The sequence below is a fragment of the Microbacterium sp. HM-570 genome (genome assembly GCF_054165885.1).
This window is the reverse complement of sequence record NZ_CM135111.1, coordinates 2,419,407-2,446,068: the sequence shown is the minus strand read 5'-3', so window position 1 is coordinate 2,446,068 and position 26,662 is coordinate 2,419,407. Positions and strand designations below refer to the sequence as shown.

At 68.7% G+C, this 26,662-nt stretch carries 26 protein-coding genes; 9 read left to right on the top strand and 17 right to left on the bottom strand.

What is annotated here, in order from left to right:
• The first annotated feature begins 113 nt into the window (after positions 1-113).
• The gene (locus ACT9TC_RS11705) at positions 114-1,148 is read left to right on the top strand and encodes a LacI family DNA-binding transcriptional regulator (protein ID WP_458040667.1); all 1,035 of its coding nucleotides are present in this window, start codon (positions 114-116) and stop codon (positions 1,146-1,148) included.
• Here the strand turns inward: ACT9TC_RS11705 and ACT9TC_RS11700 are convergent.
• The 4 genes from ACT9TC_RS11700 to ACT9TC_RS11685 are packed head-to-tail and all read right to left on the bottom strand — an operon-like array spanning position 1,121 to position 5,407.
• Positions 1,121-2,365 (bottom strand): DUF6716 putative glycosyltransferase, encoded by a 1,245-nt coding sequence (locus ACT9TC_RS11700; RefSeq protein ID WP_458040666.1) that lies wholly within the window; start codon positions 2,363-2,365, stop codon positions 1,121-1,123. The genes ACT9TC_RS11705 and ACT9TC_RS11700 overlap by 28 nt on opposite strands.
• 29 nt (positions 2,366-2,394) lie before the next feature.
• A complete protein-coding gene (locus tag ACT9TC_RS11695) occupies positions 2,395-3,267 on the bottom strand; it encodes an N-acetylneuraminate synthase family protein (protein ID WP_458040665.1) in 873 nt (290 codons plus the stop codon).
• Positions 3,264-4,487, bottom strand: coding sequence for a cytidylyltransferase domain-containing protein (locus tag ACT9TC_RS11690; RefSeq protein WP_458040664.1), 1,224 nt, complete (start codon positions 4,485-4,487; stop codon positions 3,264-3,266). Before ACT9TC_RS11690 ends, ACT9TC_RS11695 begins: the two co-directional genes overlap by 4 nt.
• Positions 4,484-5,407 (bottom strand): hypothetical protein, encoded by a 924-nt coding sequence (locus tag ACT9TC_RS11685; RefSeq protein ID WP_458040663.1) that lies wholly within the window; start codon positions 5,405-5,407, stop codon positions 4,484-4,486. The genes ACT9TC_RS11690 and ACT9TC_RS11685 overlap by 4 nt, the downstream gene beginning before the upstream one ends.
• A gap of 99 nt (positions 5,408-5,506) precedes the next feature.
• Between ACT9TC_RS11685 and ACT9TC_RS11680 the strand changes: the two genes are divergently transcribed.
• Positions 5,507-5,650, top strand: coding sequence for a hypothetical protein (locus ACT9TC_RS11680; protein ID WP_458040662.1), 144 nt, complete (start codon positions 5,507-5,509; stop codon positions 5,648-5,650).
• 172 nt (positions 5,651-5,822) lie between these two features.
• Here ACT9TC_RS11680 and ACT9TC_RS11675 read toward each other — a convergent pair whose 3' ends face one another.
• Positions 5,823-6,179, bottom strand: coding sequence for a hypothetical protein (locus ACT9TC_RS11675; protein ID WP_458040661.1), 357 nt, complete (start codon positions 6,177-6,179; stop codon positions 5,823-5,825).
• A gap of 195 nt (positions 6,180-6,374) precedes the next feature.
• Between ACT9TC_RS11675 and ACT9TC_RS11670 the strand changes: the two genes are divergently transcribed.
• Complete coding sequence (locus tag ACT9TC_RS11670) at positions 6,375-7,742, top strand: IS1380 family transposase (RefSeq protein WP_458040660.1); 1,368 nt, start codon at positions 6,375-6,377, stop codon at positions 7,740-7,742.
• A 107-nt stretch (positions 7,743-7,849) separates the two neighbouring features.
• On the opposite strand, the gene ACT9TC_RS11665 is transcribed toward ACT9TC_RS11670, so the two are convergent.
• From ACT9TC_RS11665 to ACT9TC_RS11655, 3 genes are read right to left on the bottom strand one after another with little or no spacing between them, the layout of a single operon-like run.
• A complete protein-coding gene (locus tag ACT9TC_RS11665; RefSeq protein WP_458040659.1) occupies positions 7,850-8,389 on the bottom strand; it encodes an SDR family NAD(P)-dependent oxidoreductase in 540 nt (179 codons plus the stop codon).
• On the bottom strand, positions 8,386-9,201 hold the full coding sequence (locus ACT9TC_RS11660; protein WP_458040658.1) for a glycosyltransferase family A protein: 816 nt from the start codon (positions 9,199-9,201) through the stop codon (positions 8,386-8,388). Before ACT9TC_RS11660 ends, ACT9TC_RS11665 begins: the two co-directional genes overlap by 4 nt.
• A gap of 44 nt (positions 9,202-9,245) precedes the next feature.
• Positions 9,246-10,742, bottom strand: coding sequence for an SDR family NAD(P)-dependent oxidoreductase (locus tag ACT9TC_RS11655; protein ID WP_458040657.1), 1,497 nt, complete (start codon positions 10,740-10,742; stop codon positions 9,246-9,248).
• A gap of 42 nt (positions 10,743-10,784) precedes the next feature.
• Between ACT9TC_RS11655 and ACT9TC_RS11650 the strand changes: the two genes are divergently transcribed.
• Entirely contained in the window at positions 10,785-11,192 is a 408-nt protein-coding gene (locus ACT9TC_RS11650) for an NUDIX hydrolase (protein ID WP_458040656.1), read from the top strand.
• A gap of 64 nt (positions 11,193-11,256) precedes the next feature.
• Positions 11,257-11,403, top strand: a complete 147-nt coding sequence (locus ACT9TC_RS11645) for a hypothetical protein (protein ID WP_458040655.1) — start codon at positions 11,257-11,259, stop codon at positions 11,401-11,403.
• Positions 11,404-11,415: 12 nt separating this feature from the next.
• On the opposite strand, the gene ACT9TC_RS11640 is transcribed toward ACT9TC_RS11645, so the two are convergent.
• Positions 11,416-11,958, bottom strand: a complete 543-nt coding sequence (locus tag ACT9TC_RS11640; protein WP_458040654.1) for a YaeQ family protein — start codon at positions 11,956-11,958, stop codon at positions 11,416-11,418.
• Positions 11,959-12,078: 120 nt separating this feature from the next.
• Positions 12,079-12,483 (bottom strand): MerR family transcriptional regulator, encoded by a 405-nt coding sequence (locus ACT9TC_RS11635; protein ID WP_458040653.1) that lies wholly within the window; start codon positions 12,481-12,483, stop codon positions 12,079-12,081.
• A 60-nt stretch (positions 12,484-12,543) separates the two neighbouring features.
• On the opposite strand from ACT9TC_RS11635, the gene ACT9TC_RS11630 reads away from it, so the two are divergent.
• From ACT9TC_RS11630 to ACT9TC_RS11620, 3 genes are all read left to right on the top strand, one after another.
• Positions 12,544-13,773 carry an MFS transporter gene (locus tag ACT9TC_RS11630; RefSeq protein WP_458040652.1) on the top strand — a complete coding sequence of 410 codons (1,230 nt, stop codon included), beginning with the start codon at positions 12,544-12,546 and terminating at the stop codon, positions 13,771-13,773.
• Between the two features lie 63 nt (positions 13,774-13,836).
• On the top strand, positions 13,837-15,282 hold the full coding sequence (locus tag ACT9TC_RS11625) for an NAD(P)/FAD-dependent oxidoreductase (RefSeq protein WP_458040651.1): 1,446 nt from the start codon (positions 13,837-13,839) through the stop codon (positions 15,280-15,282).
• Between the two features lie 19 nt (positions 15,283-15,301).
• Positions 15,302-16,657 carry an aminotransferase class III-fold pyridoxal phosphate-dependent enzyme gene (locus ACT9TC_RS11620; protein ID WP_458040650.1) on the top strand — a complete coding sequence of 452 codons (1,356 nt, stop codon included), beginning with the start codon at positions 15,302-15,304 and terminating at the stop codon, positions 16,655-16,657.
• Positions 16,658-16,675: 18 nt separating this feature from the next.
• Here ACT9TC_RS11620 and ACT9TC_RS11615 read toward each other — a convergent pair whose 3' ends face one another.
• The 6 genes from ACT9TC_RS11615 to arfA are packed head-to-tail and all read right to left on the bottom strand — an operon-like array spanning position 16,676 to position 24,659.
• Positions 16,676-17,629 (bottom strand): 3-hydroxyacyl-CoA dehydrogenase family protein, encoded by a 954-nt coding sequence (locus ACT9TC_RS11615; RefSeq protein WP_458040649.1) that lies wholly within the window; start codon positions 17,627-17,629, stop codon positions 16,676-16,678.
• Positions 17,626-18,105, bottom strand: coding sequence for a ribose-5-phosphate isomerase (locus ACT9TC_RS11610; protein ID WP_458040648.1), 480 nt, complete (start codon positions 18,103-18,105; stop codon positions 17,626-17,628). The genes ACT9TC_RS11615 and ACT9TC_RS11610 overlap by 4 nt, the downstream gene beginning before the upstream one ends.
• The gene (locus ACT9TC_RS11605; protein WP_458040647.1) at positions 18,102-19,844 is read right to left on the bottom strand and encodes a dihydroxyacetone kinase family protein; all 1,743 of its coding nucleotides are present in this window, start codon (positions 19,842-19,844) and stop codon (positions 18,102-18,104) included. Before ACT9TC_RS11605 ends, ACT9TC_RS11610 begins: the two co-directional genes overlap by 4 nt.
• Complete coding sequence (locus ACT9TC_RS11600) at positions 19,841-20,821, bottom strand: sugar phosphate isomerase/epimerase family protein (protein ID WP_458040646.1); 981 nt, start codon at positions 20,819-20,821, stop codon at positions 19,841-19,843. Before ACT9TC_RS11600 ends, ACT9TC_RS11605 begins: the two co-directional genes overlap by 4 nt.
• Positions 20,818-23,172 carry a glycoside hydrolase family 3 N-terminal domain-containing protein gene (locus ACT9TC_RS11595; RefSeq protein WP_458040645.1) on the bottom strand — a complete coding sequence of 785 codons (2,355 nt, stop codon included), beginning with the start codon at positions 23,170-23,172 and terminating at the stop codon, positions 20,818-20,820. Before ACT9TC_RS11595 ends, ACT9TC_RS11600 begins: the two co-directional genes overlap by 4 nt.
• Complete coding sequence (gene arfA / locus ACT9TC_RS11590; protein WP_458040644.1) at positions 23,133-24,659, bottom strand: arabinosylfuranosidase ArfA; 1,527 nt, start codon at positions 24,657-24,659, stop codon at positions 23,133-23,135. The genes ACT9TC_RS11595 and arfA overlap by 40 nt, the downstream gene beginning before the upstream one ends.
• Before the next feature lie 149 nt (positions 24,660-24,808).
• On the opposite strand from arfA, the gene ACT9TC_RS11585 reads away from it, so the two are divergent.
• Positions 24,809-25,852, top strand: a complete 1,044-nt coding sequence (locus ACT9TC_RS11585) for a LacI family DNA-binding transcriptional regulator (protein WP_458040643.1) — start codon at positions 24,809-24,811, stop codon at positions 25,850-25,852.
• Between the two features lie 2 nt (positions 25,853-25,854).
• Here the strand turns inward: ACT9TC_RS11585 and ACT9TC_RS11580 are convergent, their stop codons facing one another.
• Entirely contained in the window at positions 25,855-26,661 is an 807-nt protein-coding gene (locus ACT9TC_RS11580; RefSeq protein WP_458040642.1) for an NADPH-dependent oxidoreductase, read from the bottom strand.
• Position 26,662: the final 1 nt, after the last annotated feature.

The following is a 26,662-nucleotide window of genomic DNA, read 5'->3' as shown; positions in this document are numbered from 1 at the left end:
AGGCATCGACCACGCTGCGCGATGCCCGGATAACGGTTCACCGAGTGTCGCAAGGCGGAACCGAGTCGTCAAACGTTTTCGAAAACAGTTTCCATCTGCGCTACGGTGAGCCCGTGAGCAAGCGAACGACGATCCACGATGTCGCTCGGGCGGCCGGCGTTTCGGTCGCGACCGTGTCGAAGGCGGTCAACGGCCGCTACGGCGTGGCGAGCGCCACGGTCGAGCGCGTCAACGAGGTCGTGCGCGAACTCGGTTACGAATCGAGCCTGGTCGCGAGCAGTATGCGCGCACGCGCGACGGGGGTCGTCGGCGTGCTCGTCGCCGACTTCGAGCCCTTCAGCGCCGAGATCCTCAAGGGGGTGGGGCTCGCCCTGCGTGATTCCCGCTTCGACCTGCTCGCGTACAGCGGTTCCAAGCACGGACAGAGCGAGGGCTGGGAGCGCCGTTCGTTGTCGCGCCTGAGCGGCACGCTGATCGACGCGGCGATCATCGTCACGCCGACCGTCGTGGGCGCATCATCCGAGATCCCCCTCGTTGCTATCGATCCCCACACGGGTCGCGCCGACCTCCCTACGGTCGAGTCAGACAGCCTCGAGGGCGCGCGGATGGCGACGCGCTATCTCGTCGAACTCGGGCACACGCGCATCGGCTTTCTCGCCGGGCGCCCGGACCTGCGCTCCGCCGTGCTGCGCGAATCGGGTTACCGGCTCGCGCTCAGTGAGGCGGGCATCACGTACGACCCCGCCCTGACGCGTGTCGGCATGTACCACCCGCGCACCGCGCGCGACGCCGCGATGGCGCTGCTTCGCATCCCCCGCCCTCCGACGGCGATCTTCGCCGCAAACGACCTCTCGGCCATCGCCATCCTCGAGGTGGCGCATCAGATCGGGCTCGAGGTACCGCGCGATCTCTCGGTCATCGGTTTCGACGACATCCCCGAGGCATCGCAGTTCTCGTCCCCCCTCAGCACGATCCGACAGCCGATGCGCCGGCTGGGCGCCGAGGCCGCGAAGATGCTGGTGCTGCTCCTGAACGGGGATCCCTTGCCCGCCACTCACCTCGTGCTGCCAACCCGTCTCGTGCCGCGCGCGACGACCGCGCCACCCCGGACGGACTCGCCTCAGGCCGACTCGAGTCGCCGCCGGTAGTACGGCCGCAGGATCGGGCGCAGGATGACCCGCGACGGAATCCCGACCGCCCAGACGACCGCTCCCGCGACCGAGCGGTCTCGGGAACCGAGCGCCATGCGCCGCTCCCAGACATCCCGCAACCGTCCGCCGCGACGGAGGCGACCGGGCTTCTCGGGCAGCTCCCCCACACGACGAAGCTCGACCAGCTGAACGAGTTCCGTGACCCAGTCCTCGTCAGCGCAATCGTGGAAGTAGTTGCGGGCGAGCCATTCGTTGGGCGGCAGCCGAAAATCGCGCCGCACCACGTCGTCCTCGGACCCCAGCAGACCGCTCCCGACAAAAACAGTGTTGATCAGGGTGTCGTCGACGCCGAACGTGTCGAGCGCGATGACCGGGATGCCGCGGGCAACCGCCTCGATCGCGGCCGTGGAGCTGACGGTGACGAGACCTTCGGCTGCATCGAGTACCCGGGCCATCGACTCGGTCGAGACGACGAGGTTCGCCGGCAACGACCCCATCCGCCGCAGCAGATCGGGGTAGCTGTGCTTCTGGGCGTGCGTCTGATGCTCGCCCGCGGCGGCACGCTCCTTGACCACGACCCGCGTGTCGGGATTCGCGCGGGCGGTCTCGATCAGCAGCCGAGCAACACGCATCCGCTCGGTGCGCTCGCGCGGGACGATCGCCTGTGACGCGAAGACGAGGTCCGTGCCCCGGTTCACGGTCACTCGCCCGGCCCGCGCGAAGGGCAGCCCCGCCAGCGCGAAGCGTTGGGTCAGACCGCGCTGTCGCGCGAGGGCTGAGAACGCCGCTATTTCGCGCGTCGAATGCAGCACGAACAGATCGCACTGGGTGCGGTGCACCATGGCCGCGGTCGTGGCGGGAATCGAGATGCCGGGCAGGCCCGACACGATCACGGGACGGGGTTCGAGCGCGGCGACGAGGGCTGTGAGCACACGCACGACAGGCCCCCGCGCAGCGACCAGCACCGCATCCGGGGCGAGCTCACCGAGCGCGCTCGCGAGTTCGCCGTACACAATGCGTCGGACCCTCGACGGATCCAACCCACTCCCGTCGAGTGCCGCCGTCTGTTGCGCCGGGCTCACGACCAGCGCGGTCTCGACGATCAGCAGCCGGACATCCGTTCCGGCGGGCAGGGAGCCGAGCAGCGCCGCCGCCCACTTCACGTACGAATCGGTGTCAGCAAGCGCGACGACCCTCAGCGCGGCACCCGTCATGCGACGACGCTCACGTCAGGACGCGTCCCTCATGTCAGGACCCGCCGCAGCTTCGCCATGGGAGCCTCCTCGCCCGGGAAGACCCGCTTGACACCGTCGCCGAGCGCCTGCTCGATGATCCGGATGTCACGGACGAGATGCTGCAGCCCGGCCGGTTCGAGCGAGGCCGCGTGGTCGGATCCCCACATCGTGCGGTCCAGCGTGATGTGACGCTCGATCGCGACGGCGCCGAGCGCGACCGCGGCGACGGAGATCTGCAGCCCGCGTTCGTGGCCCGAATAACCGACCGGAACACCCGGGTAGCGATCGCGGAGGGTCGGGATGACGCGGAGGTTGGCTTCGTCCGGCTCCATCGGATACGTCGACGTGGCGTGCAGCAGCACGAGCCGGTCGGTGCCGAGCACCTCCAGTGCGGCATCGATCTGGGCGATCGTCGACATCCCGGTCGACAGGATGATCGGCTTGCCCGTGTCGCGCAGCGCCTGCAGGAGCGGGAGGTCGGTGAGGCACGCGGAGGCAACCTTGTGGGCGACGACGTTCAGGTCTTCGAGGAACGCGACGCTCGGCACATCCCACGGCGAAGCGAACCAGTCCAGCCCACGCAGCAATGCGTGGTCCGACACCTCGACGTATTGCTCGCGCGTGAACTCGACGCGGTAGCGGTAGTCGAGGTACGTCATCGTGCCCCAGGGCGTCTCGCGCAGCGTGTCGCGCATGTGCACCGGGGTGGAGATCTCGGGGGTGCGCTTCTGGAACTTCACCGCATCCACACCGGCGTCGGCCGCGACGTCGATGAGCTGCTTCGCGATCTCGACGTCGCCGTTGTGGTTCAGTCCGATTTCGGCGATGACGTAGGCGGGCCGTCCGCCGCCGATCACGCGCGATCCGATGCTTACCGTCATGTTCTCTGCCTTTCGGTGGGAATGAGTGATCGCAGAACGCGATCGGAGAGTTCGCGCACCGCGCCGTCTCCCCCCGCCCGCGTGAGCACGATTCGCGCCGCTGCGAGAACGAGCGGGTGCGCGTCGGGTACGGCCACGGGCCAGCCGACGAGGTCCAGGCAGGCCAGGTCGTTGATGTCGTTGCCGACGTAGGCGACCCTCGAGAGCGGCACACCGGTTTCGGCCGCCCACTGGGTCAGAGCCGCCGCCTTGTCGTCGACGCCCTGTCGCACGTCGACTCGGAGCTTCCGGGCACGCGCCGAGACGACCGGGTTCGTCTCGGTCGAGAGGATGAGCACCGGAATTCCGGCGCGTCGAAGCTCGGCGACACCCATGCCATCCGACCGGCTCACACGCACCGTTTCCCGGCCCTCGGCGTCGGTCGTGGCGGTGTCGTCGGTGTGCACACCGTCGAAGTCAGTCACCACGGCCAGAGCATCGATCGACTCGGGCTGACCGCCGATGTCGGGCCGGAGCGGAGCGATCGCGCTCGCCATTACCATCGCCAGGGCCAACTGCTCTTCCGTGTCGATCTCGATGGCAGAGCGCTCGGCGATCTCGACCACACCCACCCGCCCGAAGAACCGGTGGTGTGCCCCGCGGAATCCGAGCGAGCGCATGACGTAGAACGCACCGGTCTCGAGGTAGTGGGGCTCGCGGTCCTGGCGCCTGGGCCGCCGACTCGCGTCGTGGTTGATTCCGCGAGCGGTGCCGGATGCATCCGCCGACCACAAGAATCCGTAGGTCTCGATCGCCGAAAAAACGGAGTCGAAGGATCCGTCCCGCACGAGCCCGATGGCGCGCTCGAGATCCCGAGGATCGATGAAGGGCGACGTCGCCTGCAGGAAGACCAGGACGTCGGCCTCGACACCCGTTGCCGCGAGGGCGTCGAGGGTGTGCAGGAGGGCACTCTCGCTGCTGGCCGTGTCACCGGCGAGCTCGGCCGGGCGGGCGACGATCTGCGCGCCCCACTCCTCGGCCACGGCCGCGATCTCGGCATCGTCGGTCGAGACCACGACCCGATCGATGGATGCGGTCGCCCGGGCTGCGGCGACCGCTCGGCCGATGAGAGGCACTCCCCCGACACGACGCACGTTCTTGCGCGGCACACCCTTCGAGCCCCCGCGCGCCGGGATGATGGCGACGACCTCGCGCCTCGACCGGCTGACAAGCCCGCTCACGACGCCCCGCTCCGCAGCGCGAGAGTGCGGAGCGGGACACTGCGGACGGCGCAGTCCGGCCGCAGCACGAGGGGCAGGGTCGTTGTCGTCGAAGACGGCAACGTCACGATCTCGAGCCGCTCGATCGCGCCCGCCAGCACCATCTCGACGGGAAGCGACTGCCGGTCCAGATGCACCCCCGGAATGGCCGCGACGGCATCGAGCTGGCTTTCGGGTTCGCGTCGGTGCGGCAGGTAGGTGACGGGTGCTCGGGATGCCTCGACCCGAACCCACTCGAGATATTCCGCGAGCGGCATCCGTCCGTCCGTTGGGCGAGCGCTGCCGAGCAGGACGCGTCCGGCGGTCGTCGTGACGAAGGCACGCGCGGTGCGGCGCGTCCATTCGAAGGCGTGGCGAGCGACCCGGTAGCCGCGCTCCTCGAGTTCACGTGAGCGTGGCTCACCGAAGTCGAAGGCAGTGAAGAAGTCGACCTGCCCGGCTCGGGCGCGACCCGCGATCCGGTCGAGCGCGAACGGAGCGACCCGGGCGCCGAGGCCGCGTTCGGGAACACCGGGTCGAGCGAAGGGTCGTCGACCCACGAGCGTGTCGGCGAACGCGACGGCGTTGGCACCGTCATCGAGGAACGTGATGCGCTGCGGACGCAGCACGCTCGCGGCGAGGCGGAACTGACCCGAGAATCCGTCGCCGACGAGCCAGTGCTTGTGTCTCGCCAGCAGGTTCCAGGGGATGCCGAGGTAGGGCGAGCATTGCCCGAACAGGGCGCCCCGCGCGATCAGCTCATCAGCCGTCTCGGGCATCTGCCGCGTCAGGCGTCCCGCAATCGGCACACGGCGCCGATGTACCGCCGCCCATTCGGCTGCGCCGACCAGTTGCAGCGGGGATTCAACCCAGGCCACCACCGGCATCGGTTCCGGACTCATTCCCGCCTCCACTCCGTTGCGCGTTCGGACGGAGATTTCACGTTGCGGTGTCAACGTGAACGACGGGCACCACTCACATGAAGCGCATCGATCGCCGATGTGAACTCTCGGGACCGGCGGGTCACCGCACAGCAGATTCCGCTTTCGGATGTCGCGGGCCTCGTCGCGCGCGGGGAAGCGGTCGGCGGCGACGAGGCCGAACGCCTCGAGGCCGAGCGAATCGAAGCCGCGCGCCGCGCCTGAAGCGCGACCCGAGCCTCAGTTCGCCTTCGGCGGACGCCCAGCCCGCGGAGCCGGTGTTCTGCGGCTTGTTGCCGGCGCCGTCCACGGCGGAACTCACGCTGCTCATGCCACGTGGTTACGGACGCCGCCCGGCTCCCAATCCGTCACGATGACCGCGAAACCGTCGTATGAGCTATTCGCCCGAGGTGTCCTCGCGCTTCATGCGCTCGCGCGTGCCGCCCGCCACGGTCGTCCCGACGCTCGTCGGCTCGTGGATCGAGCCGGTCGTCGCGGGAACGGAATCGCCCTGGGCGGACTCGCTATCGATGATCTTCGCGGACACGCGCTTCGTCAGGTCGGGAGCCAGCCGATGCGAGACGCCCGCGCCGCGGGCTTTCCAGCCGACGGGCTGACGTTCGCGGGAATTCGCACAGGCCTGGACGATCGCGTCGACGACCTCTGCCGGGTCATCCATCGCGGCCATGCGAGCGGTGCGTCCGGTGTAGTTCGCGGCGTGGTCCCACCAGGGCGTGTCGATGGCCCACGGCATGACCGTACCGACCTCTATGGTGTCGGAGTGCCCCGCAAGGCGAAGCTCCTCGTTGAGCGAGCGGCTCAGGCTGAGCCCTGATCCACCGATGAAAGGGGTGTGGGGGCGGCGTGTTAATGCCGAAATGTCCTTCTGACGCGGGAAAATACTGGTGATTGAAGCCGTATTGACCCTGGCCGGAAGGACATCTCGTAGGTGAAAGCATCTCACAGGATCACGCCGGTGTTCGATGACCCGAATCTGGTGTCGCATGCCGGCTTGCTGCCGGTGCTCGCACTGGCCGAACGGGCCGGGCTGTCCGAGCTGCTGGCTGAGCACTGGACGGTGCCCTCGCCGAACCGGGTGATCAAGGCGCGGACCGTGATCGGCGGGATGCTGGCCGGGGCGGACAGCATCGACGATCTGAACGTGCTGCGCGCCGGGTCGATGGCCCGGCTGATCGGGCAGGTGCGGGCACCATCGACGATGGGCACCTTCCTGCGGAACTTCACCCACGGCCACGTCCTCCAGCTCGCCGCGGTGAACCGGCGGCTGCTGACCTCGCTGGCCGCCCTGGTCCCGGGGCTGGTCGGGTCGGGCGGGCCGGTGCTGGTGGACATGGACGACACCATCCGCGAGTTGCACGGGTATCAGCAGCAGGGCGCCGCGTTCGGGTACTCCAAGGTGAAGGGCCTGAACGCCCTCGCGGTCACGATCTCCACCGATTCCAGCGCACCGGTGGTCGGGGAGTTCTCACTGCGCCGCGGGAACGTCAAAAGCGGCGACAACGCCGCCTGGCACCTCGCCCGAGCGCTGGGCACCGTCGAATCTGTCGCACCGGGACGGGACGTGCTGGTCCGCGGCGATTCGGCGTTCTGCACGTTCGAGAACGTGCAGCAGACGATCCGCTCGGGAGCATGGTTCTCGTTCACGATCCCGCACTGGCCGACCGTGACCCGCGCGATCGCAAGCATCGCCGAGGACGCGTGGATACCGATCAGCTACCCGCACGCGATCCCGGACCCCGACACCGGAGAACTGATCAGCGACGCCGAAGTCGCCGAAGTCTCGTTCACCGCGTTCACCTCACGCCGCAAGGACGAGCAGGTCACCTGCCGGCTGATCGTCCGCCGCGTGAAACGGCTGAACCAGCACGCCCGGCATGGGCAGGACACCCTGTTCGACACCTGGCGGTATCACGCGTTCATCACCAACAGCACCCTGACCGCGGTCGACGCCGACGCCCGTCACCGCGGCCACGCGATCATCGAGCAGGTCATCGCCGAACTCAAAAACGGACCCCTCGCCCACCTGCCCTCCGGGAGCTTCCCCGCCAACGCGGCATGGCTCGGCTTCGCCGTCCTCGCGTTCAACATCTCCCGAGCCGCCGCCCACGCCGCCGGCACCAGCACCGCACGGATGAGCACCATCCTGCGAACCCTCACCGCGGTGCCCGGCAGGGTCGCATCCACCGGCAGGCGTCTGATCCTGCACCTCCCCAAGCGATGGCCCTGGCAGCAGGCATGGGCTCGGCTCTGGGAACTCGCGACGGGGACCTCCCCACCCGCGAACGCCTCCGCCTGACAACCCCAGCCCACCACGGGCGCGACCGGAACCCAAGTGGAACGAACGGGATCACGAGGCCCGCCACTCACACACGCCCCACGGCCACCAGCAGGCCAGGAATCCAGTCACACGCCGATACTCCACCCAATCGGTGGATCAGGGCTGAGAACGGCGGCCTTGGATGCCGCGTAGCTCGACTGGTACGCGAGCGGTACTTCGCTTTCCACCGACCCGATGTTGACGAGCACGCCGGCGCCGCGGTCGAGGAAGTGCCGGAGGGCCACATGCGCCCCGTTCATCAGGCCGGTGACGTTGACGTCGATGACGCGGGCGTGGTCCTCTATCGGGACGTCCCAGAAGAAGCCCAGCGCTCCGATACCGACGTTGTTGATCCACACGTCGAACCCGCCGAACCGCTCGATCGCGACGGCCGAGATGCGGCGGATGTCGTCGATCGAACTGACATCCGCTGCGACTGCGACCGCGGTGCCGCCGTTCGCCGTGATCTCGGTCACGAGTTCGTCGAGCACGTCGCCCCGTCGCGCGGCGACGACGACCCGAGCGCCGGATTCTGCCAGTCGCAGCGCCGTCCCCCTCCCGAGTCCGCTGGTGGCGCCGGTGACGACAATGGTCTTGCCGGCGATGTCTGCGTCACGCGAGCTCATGCAGCATTCCTTTCCCGGATTCCGCGCCGGACGATGACACATCGCGCCCAGCGCAGGGGTGGGAAGTCCTGCGGCATGTGACGGCCGACGGTGTACAGGCCACGCCAGATTCTGACGACGAACAGCCGGATGCTCCGGAAGGGTCGGATGGCGATAGTCATGTCGAGCCCGGGCTGATACCGGATACGGTGCTCCCGCCCCAGGTGGTACGCCAGATCAAAGTCGTCGTGCACACGCTGGTCGTGCCGATGGACCGAATCTCGCACTGCGCGCCATGCTTCCGCGCGCATCGCGAAGTTCGACCCGAAAAGGGCGGGATGCCCGAGCGCGGGCGCCGAGGCTGCCTGGTACGCGGCGAGGTACGACCAGGCCAAAGGACCTCGCAGCCAGGTCGGTCCATCCGCGAAGCGCGCTCCGCCGGTCACGGCATCGATATCCGGACGCCGGTGAAAGGTGTCGCGGATCTGCGCTGTCCACGACTCCGCGGGAATCCCATCGGCGTCGAGCCGCGCGATGATGTCCCCGCTGGCCGCGTCGTACCCGGCCGCACTCGCCGCGGGGATGCCCGGCTCGGCGCACCTCACAACCGTCGCGCCGTGTGCGGCCGCGATGACCGCGCTGTCGTCGTGCGAACCGTTGTCGACCACGATGATCTCGTCCGCGAGGTCGGTCTGCCGCGCGAGCGCGAACAGGCACGCATCGAGCTCGGCGGCATCGTCCTTGACGGGCACCACGACGCTCAGGGTCGGGCGCGGGAGAGCCTGGCGCGCGGGGGTTTGGCGCACAGGGATCGATCGCGCCTCGGAGTGCATGCTCCCGACGCTATGCGCCGGATGCGCCCCGCGCAGGGTCTTGACTACCAGGCGCCGGGCGCGTAGTCCTTCAAGAAAACACCGAACAGGTCCTCGCCCGCCTCGCCGCGGACGATCGGGTCGTACACGCGGGCCGCACCGTCGACCAGGTCGAGGGGTGCGTGGAACCCCTCTTCTGCGAGGCGCACCTTTGTCGGGTGCGGTCGCTCATCCGTGATCCATCCGGTGTCGACGCTCGTCATGAGGATCCCGTCCGTCTCGAACATCTCGCGGGCGCTGGTGCGCGTCAGCATGTTGACGGCGGCCTTGGCCATGTTGGTGTGCGGATGCCCGGGACCCTTGTACCCGCGGCCGAACACGCCCTCCATGGCGCTGACGTTCACGATGTAGGTGCGGGGCGACGGGCTCGCGGCGAGCGCGGGCCGCAGCCGCGAGACGAGCAGGAACGGGGCGGTCGTGTTGGCGAGCTGGACCTCGAGCATCTCGAGCGGGTCGACCTGGTCGACGCGCTGCGTCCACGAGTTGATGTGATCGAGGTCCGGCACGAGCCCGCCCGCATCGATCGCCGTGCCCGCCGCAAGACGGTCCAGCGAGCTGGACCCCGCGGCCATCGCCTGCTCGGTCAGCTCATCGGCACGCGAGGCCGCGGCGGCGAGGATCGGGTGCGCGGTCACCGAACGCTCGAGGGCTTGCGGGTGCGGGTCGTTCGTGTGCCCGAACGTGATCAGCTCGGGCAGCGGACCATCCGGCAGCGGCGCGAGCTCGGCGTCGACGAGCGGCTGGTACGCACCCGGCGAGCGCCGCACGGTTTGGGTGGCATTGTTGATCAGGATGTCGAGGGTGCCGGCCGCGGCCACGTCGTCCGCGAGCCCGATGACCTGGGCCGGATCACGCAGGTCGATGCCGACGATCTTCAGCCGATCGATCCACTCGGACGAGTCGGGCAGGCTGCTGAAGCGCCGCACGGCATCGCGGGGGAAGCGCGTCGTGATCGTCGTGTGGGCACCATCCCGCAGCAGGCGCAGGGCGATGTACATGCCGATCTTCGCGCGGCCGCCCGTGAGCAGGGCGCGCTTGCCGGTGAGGTCGGTGCGGGCGTCGCGCTTGGCGTGGCTCATGGCCGCGCAATCGGGGCAGAGCTGGTGGTAGAAGGCATCCACCAGCGTGTACGGCTGCTTGCAGATGTAGCAGCCGCGCGCCTTCAGCAGCGTGCCCGCCGTGGGTGCCATGGTCGCCGTGCTGATCGGGATGCCGCGGGTCTCGTCGTCGATCCGGTCGGGCGCGCCCGTCGCGGTGGCCGCGACGACCTCACGGTCGGCTTGAGCGATCGCATCGCGGATCTCGCGACGACGGACCTTCTTAACGGCCTTGAACATCGCCGCGGTCGCCTGGCGGACCGCCACGTAATCCGGATGTGTCTGATCGACGTCCGACATCCCGGCGAGAATCTTCAGCGTGATCGCGAGTTCTGCGGGGTCGATGCCGCTCGGCGTTTCGCCGACGCCGGGCAGCTCGGGCGTCGCAGGAGTCTCGTCGGGCACACGCGATTCTACGTCGCGGGGCCGGTATGGGACGATGCGACCGTGACCACCGAAGAGCCCGCAGCCCGCAGCATCCGGGTTTCGGCCGCTGTCATCGTCGACGCCGACGGACGGCTGCTCGTGGTCCGGAAGACGGGAACAACCGCGTACATGCAGCCCGGCGGCAAGCCCGAGCCGGACGAGAACGCCGCCGAGACGCTCTCCCGCGAATTGGCGGAAGAGGTCGGCATCCGCGTCGCACCGAGCGAACTGCGCCCGCTCGGCGAGTTCGCCGCCGCCGCCGCGAACGAGCCGGGGTTCACGGTCGTGGCGGATGTCTTCGCCGCCGATATCGGGGCGCAGATCCCGATCGCGGCGGCCGAGATCGCTGAACTGCGCTGGATCACCCGCGCCGACGCGGACACACTCGAGATCGCACCCCTCGCCCGCGAGTACTTCCTGCCCTCCTGATTCACTTGCCCGACGTGTAGCGTCAACCACACAGGGTCACCGCGGCTCTCGAAGGAGCACGCCCATGGGTGACAAGTCCGCGCGTAAAGAAACCGGCAAGACCGCAGCCTCCAAGACCCTCAAGGAGAAGCGCACCGCGAAGGCCGACAAGAAGGCCGCGAGCAGCCGGGTCGAGAACACCGACGCTGTGACGAGGGTCAAGAACCGCTAGCCGGAGACCGAGCTACGGCGCGAGCGGGTGATCGTGGACCGCTGAGCTCGCACTCGCGCCGTTCAGGTCGAGGTAGACCCGCCGTTCGGTGACCGACAGGGTCATCGTGTTGCGGCGGGCGAGCGCGGCGACGGCCGCGTCGATGAACCCCGAGTCGAAGCTGTGCAGCGTGATCGTGTCGGCGCGGTGGATCGGCTTACCGGCCAGCGCTGCAAGAACCTTCGCGGGATCACGGTGCGTGTAGACCGTGGTGCGGTCGGCGAGCTTGCTGCCATAGTGCAGACGGGCGGCATCCGGGGCACCGATCTCGATCCACGCGGTGATGTGTCCGGTCATGTCGCGCACGAGCACAGCGGGTTCATCCGTCGACGAGATTCCCTCGCTGAACACGATGCCCTCTTCGAACTCGAGCAGGTACGCCAACACGCGCGTCATCATGTAAGCGTCGGTCTCGGACGGATGCCTCGCTACCCGAAGCATCACCTCGTCGTACACACCGCGGTCGACGTCGGCAAGTTGCACCGCGAACGTGTGGATTACTGCGCCTGCGGCCATAGCGTCCGAGTCTACGTCCGAGATTTCACCCAACCTATGATCTCCCGTACGGACACCGAGATCAGCGCGTCGACGGCAGGTGCGTGACGTTCATCTCATCCGGATCCGGCAACGCCGCACTTAGGTCGACCGGGTTACGTGGCTCCCAGCCAGAGCGGCGACGACGTCTCCGTGACGGGTGAGCTCGAGGTAGCGCGCTACTGCATCGCGGCTCTTCGTCAGGCAGGCGAGTCGATCCTCGAGAACTTCGAGCTCGCCCGCGAGCTCCTCGGCGAGCGCAAGCGAGCACTCGGGAGGCGAGTCGAGTTCGCACTGGCGCTCGATATCGAGCACGACGCGCGCCATCCGTGTCGACAGGCCCGCCTGCACGAGCCCGCGCACACGGATTGCCCGTTGCACATCCGCATCGTCGTAGGCGCGATATCCGTTGTGCGAGCGCCCCGCTTCCAACAGCCCCTGCTGCTCGTAGTACCGCAGCATCCGTGACGGGATACCCGTCTGGGCAGACAGTTCGCCGATCTTCACAACGTCCTCCGCGACCCGAAGGTTGACATTGACATTGATGTCAGAGTTTAGCCTGAGGACATGAGCACCTCAACGGCCGCGGCCGCGGCCGCGACATCTGCGCCCGCCACCCGTTTCCCCCTCCGTGCACTTCTCCTGCTCAGTTTCGGCGTTCTCGTGACGGTCACCGCCGAGTCGTTGCCCGCGGGACTCATGCCGGAGCTCTCTGCCGATCTGAGGGTCTCGCCGGCTCAGATCGGATTACTGATCTCGGTCTGGGCGCTGACCGTCATCTTCACGAGCATCCCTCTCACCCGCGCGAGCGCCCGGTTCGACCGGCGTCTGGTGATCGCGGTGGCGTTGGCGGCTTTCGCACTCGCGAATCTCGCGACCGCCTTCGCGCCGGGATACGAGTTCGCCTTCGCGACGCGGATCCTCGCCGCCGTCGCGCACGGCGCCTTCTGGGCGGTCGTCATGGTCTACGCCACCGCCCTCCTGGCTCCCTCGCAGCTCGGTCGAGGCCTCGCGATCGTGACCGGCGGCGGGACCGCCGCGACCATCGTGGGGCTTCCTCTCGCGACCCTGGTCGCCCAGGGACTCGGATGGCGCGCGACGTTCATCGGACTCGGAGTCATCGCTCTTCTTCTCGGCGCCGTCGTGGTTCTGAAGATGCCCCCGCATCTTCCGAACGCTACGACCCACGGCGAGCGAGCGAGCGTGCTGCGCGACCCCTCCCTTCCCGCCTTGGCCGCATTCGGAGTCGTCGCCATTCTGATCGCGACGGCGCAGTTCGCGTCCTTCACCTACATCCGGCCGTACCTCGAGGTCTCGGCGTCCATCGAGGCGGGTTGGGCCGCCGGCCTGCTGTTCGTTTATGGCGCCGCGGGACTGTTCGGCGTGGTTGCGGCGGGTTTCGCAGCCGATCGGTTTCCGCGCGGATCGCTGATGGTTGTCCTGATTCTGCTCGTCGCGGCTTTCGTCACGCTGACGGTCGCCTCTCGCAGCCTGCCGACAGTCATCACCGCCCTCACGGTGTGGGGATTCGCTCTCGGCGCGATCTTCCCGCTCCTCCAGACGATCCTGATGCGCACCTCGACGCCGCTCACGCGAAACCTCGCGGGTGCCGGGATCGTTGTGTTGTTCAACCTCGGGATCGCCGCGGGGCCGGCCATCGGCGCGTTCGTCGGCGGCGAAGACTCGCCCACCTCGATCACGGCGGCATCGGCCGTCGCCATCGTGGTCGCCACGGGTTTTGCCCTCGCGGGTTTCGGCCTCTCTCGGCGACGCGACCGACGCACGCGCATTCAGTAGTCGACGCGGCACCCCGGACAGGCCAGGATGGGGCGAAAGCCACTCCCGGAAAGGGTGATATCCGTGGGCACGACCGTCTTCGAACGCCAGAAGCCCCCCGCATCCGTCATTCGGCACGCCCTCACCGGTACGCGGCAGAGTGCGTTCTGGCTGGATGACCTGCCCGCGAGACCCGCGTACCCGACCTTGGCGGGCGAGCACACCGCCGATCTGGTCGTCGTGGGTGGCGGGTACACCGGGCTCTGGACGGCGCTCCTCGCCCGCCGACGCAACCCCGGCGCGCGAATCGCCCTGCTGGAGGCACGGAAGATCGGATGGGCCGCCTCGGGCCGTAACGGCGGGTTCTGCGAGGCGAGCCTGACGCACGGCCGCGACAACGGACTCGCGCGCTGGCCCGACCAACTCGACGAACTCGAACGCCTGGGGCTCGCGAACCTCGATGCGATCGGATCCGACCTCGACGAATGGGGTGTCGATGCCGATTTCGAACGGGTCGGTTCGATGGGAGTCGCCGTCGAAGAGCACCAGCTCGACTGGCTGGACGACTGGGTCGTGGATGCGGCCTCGCGGGGCGAGGGTGAGCACGTCGTCCGCCTGAACGAGACACAGGTCCGCGCATCCGTGAACTCCCCCACGTACCTCGGTGGGGTGTGGGAGAAGCATTCGACGGCGCTGGTTCATCCGGGCAAGCTGGCGTCCGAACTCGCGCGCGTCGCGAGCGAACAGGGCGTGCAGATCTTCGATAACTCGCTGGTGAAGCGGATCGATGATGCGGATGCCGGCGGCAACGTCCGACTCGTCACCGCGTCCGGGGCGATCCGCGCACCCCGGATCGTGCTCGCGACGAACGTGTTTCCCGCGCTTCTGAAGCGCAATCGGCTGATGACGGTTCCGGTCTACGACTACGTGCTCATGACCGAGCCGCTTTCGACCGAGCAGCTCGCCGCGATCGGGTGGAACGACCGCCAAGGCCTCAGCGACCTCGCGAACCAGTTCCACTACTACCGGCTGAGCGCCGATAATCGCATCCTGTTCGGTGGCTACGACGCGGTGTACCACTACGGCCGCGCGGTTCGTCCCGCCTACGAGAACCGGCCGACCAGCTACGAGACGCTCGCGAGCCACTTCTTCACGACGTTCCCGCAGCTCGACGGCCTGAGGTTCAGCCACAAGTGGGCGGGCGCCATCGATACCTCGACGCAGTTCTGCGCGTTCTACGGAACGGCCCGCGAGGGACAGATCGCCTACGCGGCGGGGTTCACGGGGCTGGGGGTGGGGGCATCGCGCTTCGCCGGCGAAGTCATGCTGGACCTTCTCGAGGGCGCCGACACCGAACGGACGCGCCTCGACATGGTGCAGAAGCGCCCCCTGCCATTCCCGCCCGAGCCGGCAGCCGCGATCGGCATCAACATGACGCGCTGGTCGCTCGACCGCGCCGACCACAACGGCGGCCGGCGCAACGTGCTGCTGAAGACCCTCGACGCTCTCGGTCTGGGATTCGACTCGTGACGGCCATCCGGAGAAACGCATGACGAACATCACCGATCTCGAAGCCGATGCCCGGGTCCGCGCCGACGACCGCGGCCACGTCTTCCACTCCTGGAGCGCTCAGGCGCTCATCGACCCCGTTCCGGTGGCGGGCGGGTCGGGCGCCACGTTCTGGGACTACGCGGGCAACAGCTACCTGGACTTCTCGTCGCAGCTGGTCAACCTGAACCTGGGCCACCAGCATCCGGATCTCGTCACGGCGATCCAGCAGCAGGCCGGGCGCCTGGCCACCATCCAGCCCTCGATGGCGAACGACGTGCGCGGTGAGCTCGCGCGCCGGATCGCCGAGGTCGCACCCGACGGCATGAACAAGGTGTTCTTCACCAACGGCGGTGCCGATGCCAACGAGAATGCCGTGCGGATGGCGCGCCTGGTGACCGGCAAACGCAAGGTGCTCTCGATGTATCGCAGCTACCACGGCAACACCTCGACCGCGATCACGCTGACCGGCGACCCGCGCCGCTGGGCGAACGAACCCGCCGACGGTTCCGTGGCGCACTTCTTCGGCCCCTACGCCTACCGGTCTTCTTTCCACGCATCGTCGCTCGAGGAGGAGTCGCAGCGCGCCCTGGAGCATCTCGAGCAGGTCATCGTTCTCGAGGGCGCATCGACGATCGGGGCGATCATTCTCGAGACGGTCGTCGGCACCAACGGCGTGCTCATCCCACCCCCGGGGTACCTCGCGGGCGTGCGGGAACTCTGCGACCGGCACGGCATCGTCCTGATCGCCGACGAGGTGATGGTCGGCTTCGGCCGGATCGGCGAGTGGTTCGCCTTCCAGGCGTTCGATGTCGTGCCCGACCTGATCACGTTCGCCAAGGGGATCAACTCGGGGTACGTCCCGCTCGGCGGGGTGGTGATCTCGGACCGCATCGCGAAGCACTTCGACACCGTCGCGTTTCCCGGGGGCCTGACCTATTCGGGACATCCGCTCGCCTGCGCCGCGGGCGTCGCGACATTCGAGGTCTTCGAACGCGACGGCATCCTCGGGCGCGTGCGCGACCTCGGCGAACGCGTCGTCGGGCCGCGGCTCGGCGCGATCGCCGAGCGCCACCCGTCAGTGGGCGAGGTGCGCGGGCTCGGGTTGTTCTGGGCGATCGAGCTCGTGAAGGACCCTGCGACGCGCGAGCCCCTCGTGCCTTTCAACGCGAGCGGGCCGGATGCTGCACCGATGGGTGCCCTCGCCGCCGCGTGCAAGAGCGCGGGTCTCTGGCCGTTCACACACTTCAACCGCATGCACGTCGCGCCGCCCCTCGTGATCTCGGAGGAGGATCTGGTGCGCGGCCTCGACATCATCGACGAGGCGCTCGACGTGACCGACGAGTACGCGGCCTGACCGCGCGCGGGTCGCCGATCAGTCGCGCGCCTCGAACGGCGAGGGCCCGAGCTCTTCGAGGAGTTCGGCCATCTTGGCGTATGCCTTGTTGCGATAGGCGACCAGCTCGGCGATGCGCTCCGGCTCGATCTCGCGGAATCCGCCGCCGCTCTTGGTGCCGAGCTCGCCCCGCGCGACCCGGTCGCTGAGGATCTCGGGGGTCGCGAATCGTTCGGGGAATCCGGTCTGCAGGGATGCATAACAGAAGGCGTATACATCGAGCCCGGCCATGTCGGCGATCGCGAACGGACCGAAGAACGGCAGGCGGAAGCCGAACGTCGACCGCACCACGGCATCGATGTCTTCGACGCTCGCAACCCCTTCATCGACGAGTTGCGTCGCCTCGTGGAACAGCGCGTACTGAAGCCGGTTCAGAACGAAGCCGGTCGCATCGGTGATCCGTGCGGTGACCTTGCCCGAGCCTCCGACGATCTGCTCGGCGAACACGATCGTCTGCTCGTCGGTCGCCGCGTGCGGGATGATCTCGACACCCGGGATGAACGGCGCCGGGTTGGAGAAATGGATCCCGAGAAAGCGTCCGGGGTTCTCGACGGCTTCTGCGAGGGTGCCGATCGAGATGGTCGACGTGTTGCTGCCGATCACCGCTGTGGGGCTCGCGAGCGAGATCCGGCGGAGCGTGTCGTGCTTGATGTCGATCCGCTCGGGAACCGCCTCTTCGACGAACTCGGCCCCCGCAACCGCCTCTTCGATTGACGCCGCGGCCGAGATGTTCCGGTCGATCAGGTCGGTCGAACCGGGCCGGTACAGGCCCTGCTCTTCGAACTCCGCCGTCTCGCGCCGCACGCGCTCGAGATTCGCCGCGGCGATCTCGGCGGTCACGTCGGCCAGGACGACCTCGTGCCCGGCGAGGGCGAACACCTGGGCCATCCCGCCGCCCATGTAGCCGCTTCCGACGATCGCGATGCGTGTCATGAGAGGTCCTTTCGCGGGGCGTTGTCGTACGAATCGATCGCGGCGACCTTCTCGGCCGACGCCGAGGCGGGGTCGAAGCGATAGCCGAGCCACTCGGTCACGAGCCGCTTGGCGAGCTCGAGCCCGATAACGCGCTGACCCATCGTGAGCACCTGAGCGTCATTGCTCAGGACGCTCCGCTCGACCGAGTAGCTGTCGTGGGCCGTGACGGCGCGGATCCCGGGCACCTTGTTCGCCGAGATCGCGACGCCGAGCCCGGTGCCGCAGATCAGCAGGGCCCGGTCGGCGTCGCCCGCGGCGACCCGTCGCGCCGCCTCGACGGCGACGTGCGGGTACGCGGTGTGTTCGTCGCCGCCGACCCCGACGTCCTCGACCTGCTCGACCCGTTCATCCGCCTCGAGCAGCGCCTTCAGCGCGGACTTGTATTCGTATCCGGCGTCGTCGCTGCCGACGACGATCCGTAGGGGTCGGTTCATGAGGCGTCCTCTCGTTCGTGCTGGGCGCGTGAGCGCTCTGCCACGGTTTCGGCGATCAGGGCCAGCGAGGTGGCGCCGGCATCCGGATGTCCGATACTCCTCTCGGCGAGGGGGCGGGCCCGCCCGAGCGCGGGTCGCAGGGCTTTGGTCGCGACGGCAGCGTCGGTCGCGGCGCGTGCCGCTGTCTCGAGCGCCGCGGGGATCTCGGCGCCGGCAGAGATCTGCTCCTCGAGAACCCGAACGAAGGGCTCGAGGGCATCGACCATCGTCTTGTCCCCCACCGATGCGCCACCGCGCGCCGTGATCGTCTCGAGCGCGGCACGGGCACCCGCCGCCACCGCCTCTCGCGGTGTGGCGGACTCGTCGTCCATCCCCCGCCCCATCGCGCGCAGCGCCGCACCCCACAGCGCGCCCGAGGTGCCACCCGCCTTCTCGCTCCACGCGTCTCCCGCGTCGGCGAGCATCGTCGCAAGTCCGGCAGACGGGTCGGCGGCGGCGCACGCCGCCTCAATACCGGTGCGCATGCCGACCCCGTGGTCGCCGTCGCCGGCGATGGCGTCTATCCGTCCGAGTTCGCCCTCGTGCTCGACGAGGGTCAGGCGCACGGCCGACAGGTACGCGGCGGCACGGCGGGCAGCATCCTGAGACCATGCGGATGCCTCGGGCCGGGCTATGGCGGGTTCATCCTCGACCTCGTCCGCGACGTCCGCGACTCCGCCGGCTGCGGCAGCGGGAGCGAGGCCCACCGCACCCTTCCGATACGCGGCTGTATAGGCGGGCGCCGCCCACAGCGGCTCGAGCTCATCGTCCAGCCACAGCAGCGTGACCGAGACCCCCGCCATGTCGAGACTCGTGACGAGCTCGCCGACCTCGGGTTGCACGATCGTGACGCCCGCCTCGTCCAGGCGCGCGGCGACATCGCCGAACAGCACGAACAACTCCTCGTACTTGACCGTGCCGAGTCCGTTGACGATGACCGCGGCGCGATCGCCCCGAGCATCCGGAACGTCCGCGAGCAGCGCATCGACGAGCGTGCGCGCGAGCTCTGCGGACGAGGACACGGGCACGTCTTCTATGCCGGGCTCGCCGTGGATCCCGAGACCGATCGACATCATCCCGTCGGGAACCGTGAAGAGCGGCTCGGTCGCCCCGGGAAAGGTGCAGCCACCGAAGGCGACGCCGAGCGTTCGCGTGCGCTCGTTCGCGCGGCGCGCGAGTCGCTCCACGGAATCGAGGTCGTCGCCGCGTTCGGCGGCGGCGCCGGCGATCTTGAACACCGTGAAGTCGCCCGCGATTCCGCGCCGCTTCTCGAGCTGATCGACGGGTGCGCTGGCGATGTCGTCGGTGCACAGCACCGTGCGCGCATCGATGCCCTCGGCCCGTAGGCGCTCCTGCGCCTCGCCGAAGTGCAGCACGTCGCCCGCGTAGTTCCCGAAACTGAACAGCACGCCTCCGCCGCGGTGCGCGGCCTTGGCGACGCGGTACGCCTGCCCCGCCGACGGCGAGGTGAAGATGTTGCCGCAGACCGCCCCGCTGGCGAATCCCGGACCGACGACCCCGGCGAACGCCGGGTAGTGCCCCGAGCCTCCGCCCACGACGACGGCGACCGAGCCGGCTGGCCCAGGCGCGGCGCGCACCACCCCGCCGTCGACGGTGCGAATCAGATCCGGGTGCGCCGCGGCGAAGCCGGCGAGCGCCTCGGGCACGAACCGGGCGGGATCGTTCAGAATGCGCGTCACGGGCGGTCCTCCCATCCGGATGGCTGGCGCACAAGGCTCTTCGCCGGTTCGTACGGCCGCTTGGGCAAGACGTGCCGCCGCAGGTAGTCGCGGTTCTCGGCGCACACCGACAGGCCGTCCCCGCCGTAGTTCTCGACGCAGATCACGCCCTGGAAGCCGCTCTGCACCGCGACCCCGAACGCCCACCGGTAATCGATCAGTCCGTGCGCCATCGGCGCGGGCATGGCGCTGTAGTGGTCGCGCGAGACATCCTCGTCGCGTGCGTAGTTCTTGACGTGCCAGAAGTTGGCATAGGGCAGCGTCTTTTCGACGAGCTCGCGCCACGACTCGATAGGCCGGTGCAGGCGCACAAGGTTTCCGATGTCGGGATTGAGGCCGACGTTATCCATCCCGATGTCGGACACAAGCCGGACCGCCGAATCGGCGGTGCCGAGGAAAGTGTCCTCGTACATCTCGAGCGACACGATCAGGCCGATGTCCTGTGCGTGCCGGCCGAGTTCCCGCAGCCGTGCGACGGCCAGGTCCCAATCCGCCGGGTCATCGACGTGGCCGGTGACGGTCCAGAACCAGAGCTGCCGCTGCTGCTCAGGAGTCAGGGCTTGATGCAGCCCGAAAGAAACCGTCTCGATGCCGAGCCGCGCGGCCGCGTCGAGCGTGCGGTGGCTGTAGGCGAGGTTCTGCTCCCCGTTCGCGTGATCGATGACGCTGCGCCGGATGGCCGAGATCGAACTCGGCACGAGGCCCGCATCGTCCGCCGCGGCACTCAGCGCGTCGAGGCGCTCGGGCGACAGGTCGCCGACGCGCACCCACGAGTCCGTGATGTCGATGCGGTCGAATCCGGCGTCCGCGACCTCGACGAAGGTGTCGTGCCAGGCGGCAGGATCGGCGTCCGTCATCGACGTCCCGTCGGGCGCAACCCCCGGGAAAGGCAGTGCTGCGGCGGCGATCGGCCACGTCTGTGCGGACAGTCCGGTCATGGGGTCTCCCTGACGTCGATGGCGATTCCGGTCGTGAGCACGGGCTCGATCACTCGTCTGACGGGTCCCGTGATCGAGAAGGTGGCGGGGGCGGTCCGCTCGTCGACCGACAGCCCCGCCGCGAGCTCGATGACACCGGGCTCGACGATACGCCGGCGATCCAGCCCCGTGAAGGAGAACCGATCGGCGTGCAGGTCGAACGCGACGCGGGCCGTCGCTCCCGGCGCGAGGTCGAGCCGCGCGTAGCCGACGAGCTGACGAACTGGGCGGGTGACCTGCGCCACGGGGTCGGAGCTGTACAGCTGGACGACGGTCGCGCCCGAGCGCTCGCCCGTGTTCGTGACCTCGACGGATGCGATGAGGGTCCCGTCGTTCGGGATCTCGGAGCGGTCGAGCGAAACATCCGAGATCCGGAAGCGCGTGTACGACAGGCCATGCCCGAAGGGGAATGCTGCCGCGATCGACAGGTTGCTGATGCGGTCGCCGTCCTGGCCGAGGGGTGGCGCGAGGTAGGTGTGGGGCAGGGCAGCGCTCGTGCGCGGGATCTGCACGGGCAGGTGCCCGCTCGGGTTCACCTCGCCCGTGAGTACTCGGGCGATCGCACCGGCCCCCTCGATACCGGGCATGAAGGATTGCACGATGGCGGCGGCGCGCCCGACGTAGGCGCCGAGGGCGTAGGGACGCCCCGACACGACGAGCAGGATCGTCGGGGTTCCCGTCTCGATCAGGGCCTCGACCAACCGCCCCTGGTCGCCGGGCAGGTCGATCGATGGTGCGTCCGATCCCTCGCCCGATGTGCCCCGACCGAACATCCCGGCGCGGTCGCCGACGACAGCCACGACGATCTCGGCGTCGCGTGCGGCGCTCACGGCCCGCTCGATGTCCTCGGGCGCCGCCTGCTCGTCGAGGGGGCAGCCCCGCTCGATCGCGATCTGGGCACCCGGCAGAGCATTCACGATCGCGTCCGCAATGGAGACGACATCGACGCCCAATCCCCGCTCCGGATGCCGCGGCATCACGTGAATCGGGTACGAATACGCCCCCAGCAGCACCCGCGGGTCGTCAGCGCCCGGGCCGACGACGGCCACGCGTCGCACCCCGGACTCCAGAGGCAGGACCCCGCCTGTGTTCTCGAGGAGCACGATCGACTTCTCGGCGAGTTCGCGCGCGATGGCGCGGTTCGCGGCACCGTCGAGGTCGCGCTCGCTCGGTTCGCGCGGCGCCCACTCGGGGTCGAGCAGTCCGAGCTCGATCTTCTGTCGCAGCACGCGCCGCACCGCCGTGTCGATGTCCGCGCTCGTCCGCTCGGGATCAGGATCGTCCTGGTGCAGCAATCCGTAGCCCGCGGTGTCCGGCAGCTCGACGTCGAGGCCCGCGTGCAGGGCGAGCCTCCCGGCGTCGGCCATCGTCTCGGCGACCCCGTGCTTGGACTTCAAGAAGGCGATCGACCAATAGTCCGAGACGACGGTGCCCGCAAAGCCCCACTCCCCGCGCAGGACGTCCGTCAGCAGCCACCTGTCGGCGGCGGCCGGCACGCGATCGGTCTCGGTGTACGAATTCATGACGCTGCCCGCGCCGCCGCTGCGCACCGCCATCTCGAAGGGCGGCAGCACGAGATCGCGCAGGTCACGCTCGCCGATCGCCACGGGCGCATGATTCCGTCCGCCACGAGATGTGGCGTGCCCGGCGAAGTGCTTCAGCGTCGCGACGACGCCAGCGCGCTGCAACCCGCGCATGTAGGCGGTGCCGAGGGTGGCGACGACGTAAGGATCCTCGCCGAGCGTCTCTTCCACCCGCCCCCAGCGATAGTCGGTCACGACGTCCAGCACCGGGGAGAGTCCCTGGTGCACCCCCAGCGCGGACATGTCCGAGCCGATGGCGTGCGCCATCCGCTCGACTGCGTCCTCATCGAACGCCGCCGCCCAGGCCATCGCCGTGGGGTACACCGTCGCGCCGAACGTCGTGAAGCCGGTCAGGCACTCTTCGTGCACGATCGCCGGGATGCCGAGGCGCGTACGCTCCTCCAGGTGCCGCTGCGCCGTCCGCACCTTGTCCATGCCGACGGCCGGCGTCACCGGGGTCGTGCCGAAGACGCGCGTGAGATGGCCGATGCCATCCGTCACGACCTCATCGAAGGGCCGACGACCACGTGAGAGCACGTCCTGCATCGGCGCGATGATCTGCGTCGCATCCCGCTCATCGGCCCAGTAGCTGCCAAGCTGAGCCGCCTTCTCGGCGGGCGTCATCTCGGCCAGGAGCGCCTCGACCCGCGCGTCCGTGTCGAGCGAGGTGTCACGCCACGGCGACGACGTCATGCCGTCGGGCGCCCGCGCAGCGCGACGGCGGTCCACGAGACCGGCGGCAACGTGATGACGACCTTGCCGTCCTGGGCACGGATCGTGTCGTTCTCGCGCGGGGCGACACGTTCACGGTCGGCCAGGGTGTTCGCGGCGTGGACGTCGTCGTCGTGCAGCGACACCGCCGACACGATGTCGACACCTCCGAGCGCGCTCGTGTCGATCTCGAACGACGCCTCCTCGCTCATGCTCCGATTGACGACGAAGACCGCGACGTCGCCCGTTTCGGGGTCGCGCGTCGCCACGGCATCGATCAGGGCCGCCGTGCCGTACTCGTCGGTGTCATAGGTGGGCGAATCGAGTTTGAGTTCGAGCGCTACGCCGCGTGCCAGACGAGACGTGATCGAGAAGGGGAAGAACGTCGTCTGCCGCCACGCCGCCCCGCCGGGCTCGGTCATGATCGGGGCGATGACGTTGACCAGCTGTGCAAGGCTCGCGGCCGTCACCCGGTCGGCGTGGCGGATCAGCGAGATCAGCAGATTGCCGAACACGACGGCATCCATCACCGAGTACGAGTCCTCGAGCAACCGCGGCGCGACCGGCCAGCTCTGCACATCCGTGATCTTGTCGACCTCGTTGTAGCGCGACTGGTACCAGACGTTCCACTCGTCGAACGAGATGTACATCGTCTTGTCGCTGCGCTTGAGCGCCTTGACGTGGTCCGCCGTCGCCGCGACCTCTTCGATGAAGCGGTCCATATTGACGGCCGAGGCCAGAAAGCTGCCGAAGTCCTCGCCCTTGGGTTCGTAGTACGCGTGGCACGAGATGTAGTCGACGTCGTCGTACGTCGCCTCGAGCACGATGCGCTCCCATTCGCCGAACGTGGGCATCTGTGCGCCCGAGCTGCCGCAGACGACGAGCTCGAGGTCGGGATCGACCTGACGCAACGCGCTCGCGGTCTGCGCCGCGATCTGGCCGTACTCGTACGCCGGCCGGTGGCCGAGTTGCCACAGTCCGTCCATCTCGTTGCCCAGACACCACATGCGCACGTTGTGCGGCTCGGGGTGCCCGTTCGCGACGCGCCGGTCGGAGAGCTCCGTGCCCGAGCGGATGTTGGCGTATTCGAGCACGTCGAGCGCGTCGAGCACGCCGCGGGTGCCGAGGTTGACCGCATACATCAACTCGGCATCGACCTTGCCGAGCCAGGTGGCGAACTCGTCCAGTCCGATCTGATTGGTCTCGGTGGAGTGCCAGGCCAGGTCGAGGCGGCGCGGGCGTTGATCGCGCGGCCCGACCCCGTCTTCCCACCGGTATCCCGAGACGAAGTTGCCTCCCGGGTAGCGGACCGTCGACACTCCGAGTTCGCGCACGAGCTCGACCACGTCGCCCCGGAACCCGTCCTCGTCCGCGGTCGGGTGACCGGGCTCGTAGATCCCGTCGTAGACGCAGCGGCCCAGGTGCTCGACGAACGAGCCGAACAGGCGACGGTTGACGGACCCCACGGCGAAGTGGGGGTCGAGCGTGATGCGAGCGTCGATCATGATCCTCTTTCGATTTACAACGTTGTATATCTGTGTTGAAGAGGATACCGCGTGCCCGAACATCCGTGTCAACAGAAGCTGGATAGTGTTCTTCCACCGTGTGGGTGCGACGCCCGACGTCCCCGGCCAGGCCGACGACAGGAGCATCGATGGGTCCCACGATGCGCGATGTGGCGAGAGTGGCGGACGTCTCGATCAAGACCGTCTCGAACGTGATCAACGACTACCCCCACGTCCGAGCCGAAACGAAACAGCGCGTCCTCGACGCCATCGCCCTGCTCGGATATCGCCCCAACCTTTCTGCCCAGGGCTTGCGCTCCGGGCGCACCGGCGTCATCGGCCTCGCCGTTCCCGCGCTCCGCGAGAACTACTTCGCCGAACTGGCCGACGCCATCATCCGTGCCGCGGAGGAACGCGGTCTCGGCGTCATGGTCGAGCAGACCAACGGCGATCGGGATGCCGAGCTGCTCGCCGTGGCCGGAGGTCGTCGACGCTTCATGGACGGACTCCTGCTCAGCCCGGTCGGGCTCGGGCAGGACGACGCCGCGGCGCTCGATGTCGACCTGCCGCTGGTGCTGCTGGGAGAGCGGATCTTCGGCGGACCCACGGATCACGTGACGATGCACAACACCTCGTCGGCGCGCGCGGCCGTCGAGCATCTGCTGCAGATCGGCCGACGCCGCATCGCGGTGGTCGGCGCGGACGAGGGCTCCGCCGAGGGTGCGCGATCCGAGACGAGCTCGGCCACCCTTCGTTTGCAGGGCTATCGGCAGGCGCTCGAGGCGGCAGGCATCGAGCTCGCGCCCGAACTCATCCGTCCGACACCGCACTGGAGCCGTGCGACCGGCGCCGAAGCGACGCGGAGGCTGCTCGATGAGGGCATCGCGTTCGACGCCCTGTTCGCCCTGAACGACACCTTGGGTCTCGGCGCGCTGCGTGCACTGGGCGAGGCGGGCGTCGCTGTCCCCGCCGAGGTCGCGGTCATCGGCTTCGACAACATCGACGAGACACGGTTCTCCGTTCCCTCGCTGACGAGCGTCGATTCGGGGCGCGCCACCATCGCGACGCTGGCGGTCGACCTGCTGATCGAGCGCATCGCGGAGAAGGGGGAACGGATGCCGCCACGCACCCTCAAGCCCGACTTCCGGGTCATCGGGCGAGAATCGACGGGCTTCTCCGACGGCGGCGCCTGAGCTCAGCGCGAGGGCAGCCCGCGACGCTCCAAGGCGGAACGGATCTTTTCTCTGCCCCGCAGGGTCGTCGCCGAGCGGATGCGCCCGAGGATCGTGCCAATCCATCCGTGCGACATCCCCTGGCCCGCGTAGTACGTGCGCACGGCATCGTCATAGGCCACGATCGCGTCGTCGGGAGCGGGGCGATAGGTCTCGCGATGCCGGACGACGTCCTGCGGCAGGCGCGGCTTGACTCCGGCCCGATCCGTGGGGTCGGGATGTCCGAGAGCGAGCCCCATGACCGGGAACGCACCGGTCGGCAACTCCAGCAGACCCGCCAGCTCTTCGGGCCGATTGCGGACGGCGCCGACGTACACCGCGCCGAGGCCGAGCGACTCCGCGGCGATCGTGGCATTCTGCGCGGCGAGGGCGGCGTCGATGAAACCGACGAGCGTGCTCTCGATGTACTCGACACCCTCGGCCGTTTCTCCACGGTGCTCGGCGACGGCGCGGTGTCGTGCCCAGTCCGCGACGAAGATCAGGAAGACGGGCGCCGCTCGGATGAACGCCTGGTCGCCCGCGAGCCGAGAGACCGCGGCCTTGTGGTCGGGGTCCCGTACCTCGATCACCGACCAGGCCTGCATGTTCGAGCTCGTGGCGGCGGACTGGGCTGCGGACACGATGAGCGCGACGGTCTCGTCGTCGATGCCCTCGGCCGTGAAGCTGCGCACCGAACGGTGACGCTGCAGCAGCGCGATGACGTCGTTCGCGGGGGCGATGGATGCCGGTACGGCACCCCCGTACCGCTGGTGGAGCACGCTGTCCGTCATG

Coding starts and splice junctions, on each gene's coding strand:
- ACT9TC_RS11645 (WP_458040655.1), top strand. CDS start 11,257: ATGGGTGACAAGTCCGCGCGTAAAGAAACCGGCAAGACCGCAGCCTCC.
- ACT9TC_RS11580 (WP_458040642.1), bottom strand. CDS start 26,661: ATGACGGACAGCGTGCTCCACCAGCGGTACGGGGGTGCCGTACCGGCA.
- ACT9TC_RS11600 (WP_458040646.1), bottom strand. CDS start 20,821: ATGACCGGACTGTCCGCACAGACGTGGCCGATCGCCGCCGCAGCACTG.
- ACT9TC_RS11615 (WP_458040649.1), bottom strand. CDS start 17,629: ATGACACGCATCGCGATCGTCGGAAGCGGCTACATGGGCGGCGGGATG.
- ACT9TC_RS11620 (WP_458040650.1), top strand. CDS start 15,302: ATGACGAACATCACCGATCTCGAAGCCGATGCCCGGGTCCGCGCCGAC.
- ACT9TC_RS11700 (WP_458040666.1), bottom strand. CDS start 2,365: ATGACGGGTGCCGCGCTGAGGGTCGTCGCGCTTGCTGACACCGATTCG.
- ACT9TC_RS11675 (WP_458040661.1), bottom strand. CDS start 6,179: ATGCCGTGGGCCATCGACACGCCCTGGTGGGACCACGCCGCGAACTAC.
- ACT9TC_RS11695 (WP_458040665.1), bottom strand. CDS start 3,267: ATGACGGTAAGCATCGGATCGCGCGTGATCGGCGGCGGACGGCCCGCC.
- ACT9TC_RS11630 (WP_458040652.1), top strand. CDS start 12,544: ATGAGCACCTCAACGGCCGCGGCCGCGGCCGCGACATCTGCGCCCGCC.
- ACT9TC_RS11610 (WP_458040648.1), bottom strand. CDS start 18,105: ATGAACCGACCCCTACGGATCGTCGTCGGCAGCGACGACGCCGGATAC.
- ACT9TC_RS11585 (WP_458040643.1), top strand. CDS start 24,809: ATGGGTCCCACGATGCGCGATGTGGCGAGAGTGGCGGACGTCTCGATC.
- arfA (WP_458040644.1), bottom strand. CDS start 24,659: ATGATCGACGCTCGCATCACGCTCGACCCCCACTTCGCCGTGGGGTCC.
- ACT9TC_RS11640 (WP_458040654.1), bottom strand. CDS start 11,958: ATGGCCGCAGGCGCAGTAATCCACACGTTCGCGGTGCAACTTGCCGAC.
- ACT9TC_RS11685 (WP_458040663.1), bottom strand. CDS start 5,407: ATGAGTCCGGAACCGATGCCGGTGGTGGCCTGGGTTGAATCCCCGCTG.
- ACT9TC_RS11660 (WP_458040658.1), bottom strand. CDS start 9,201: ATGCACTCCGAGGCGCGATCGATCCCTGTGCGCCAAACCCCCGCGCGC.
- ACT9TC_RS11665 (WP_458040659.1), bottom strand. CDS start 8,389: ATGAGCTCGCGTGACGCAGACATCGCCGGCAAGACCATTGTCGTCACC.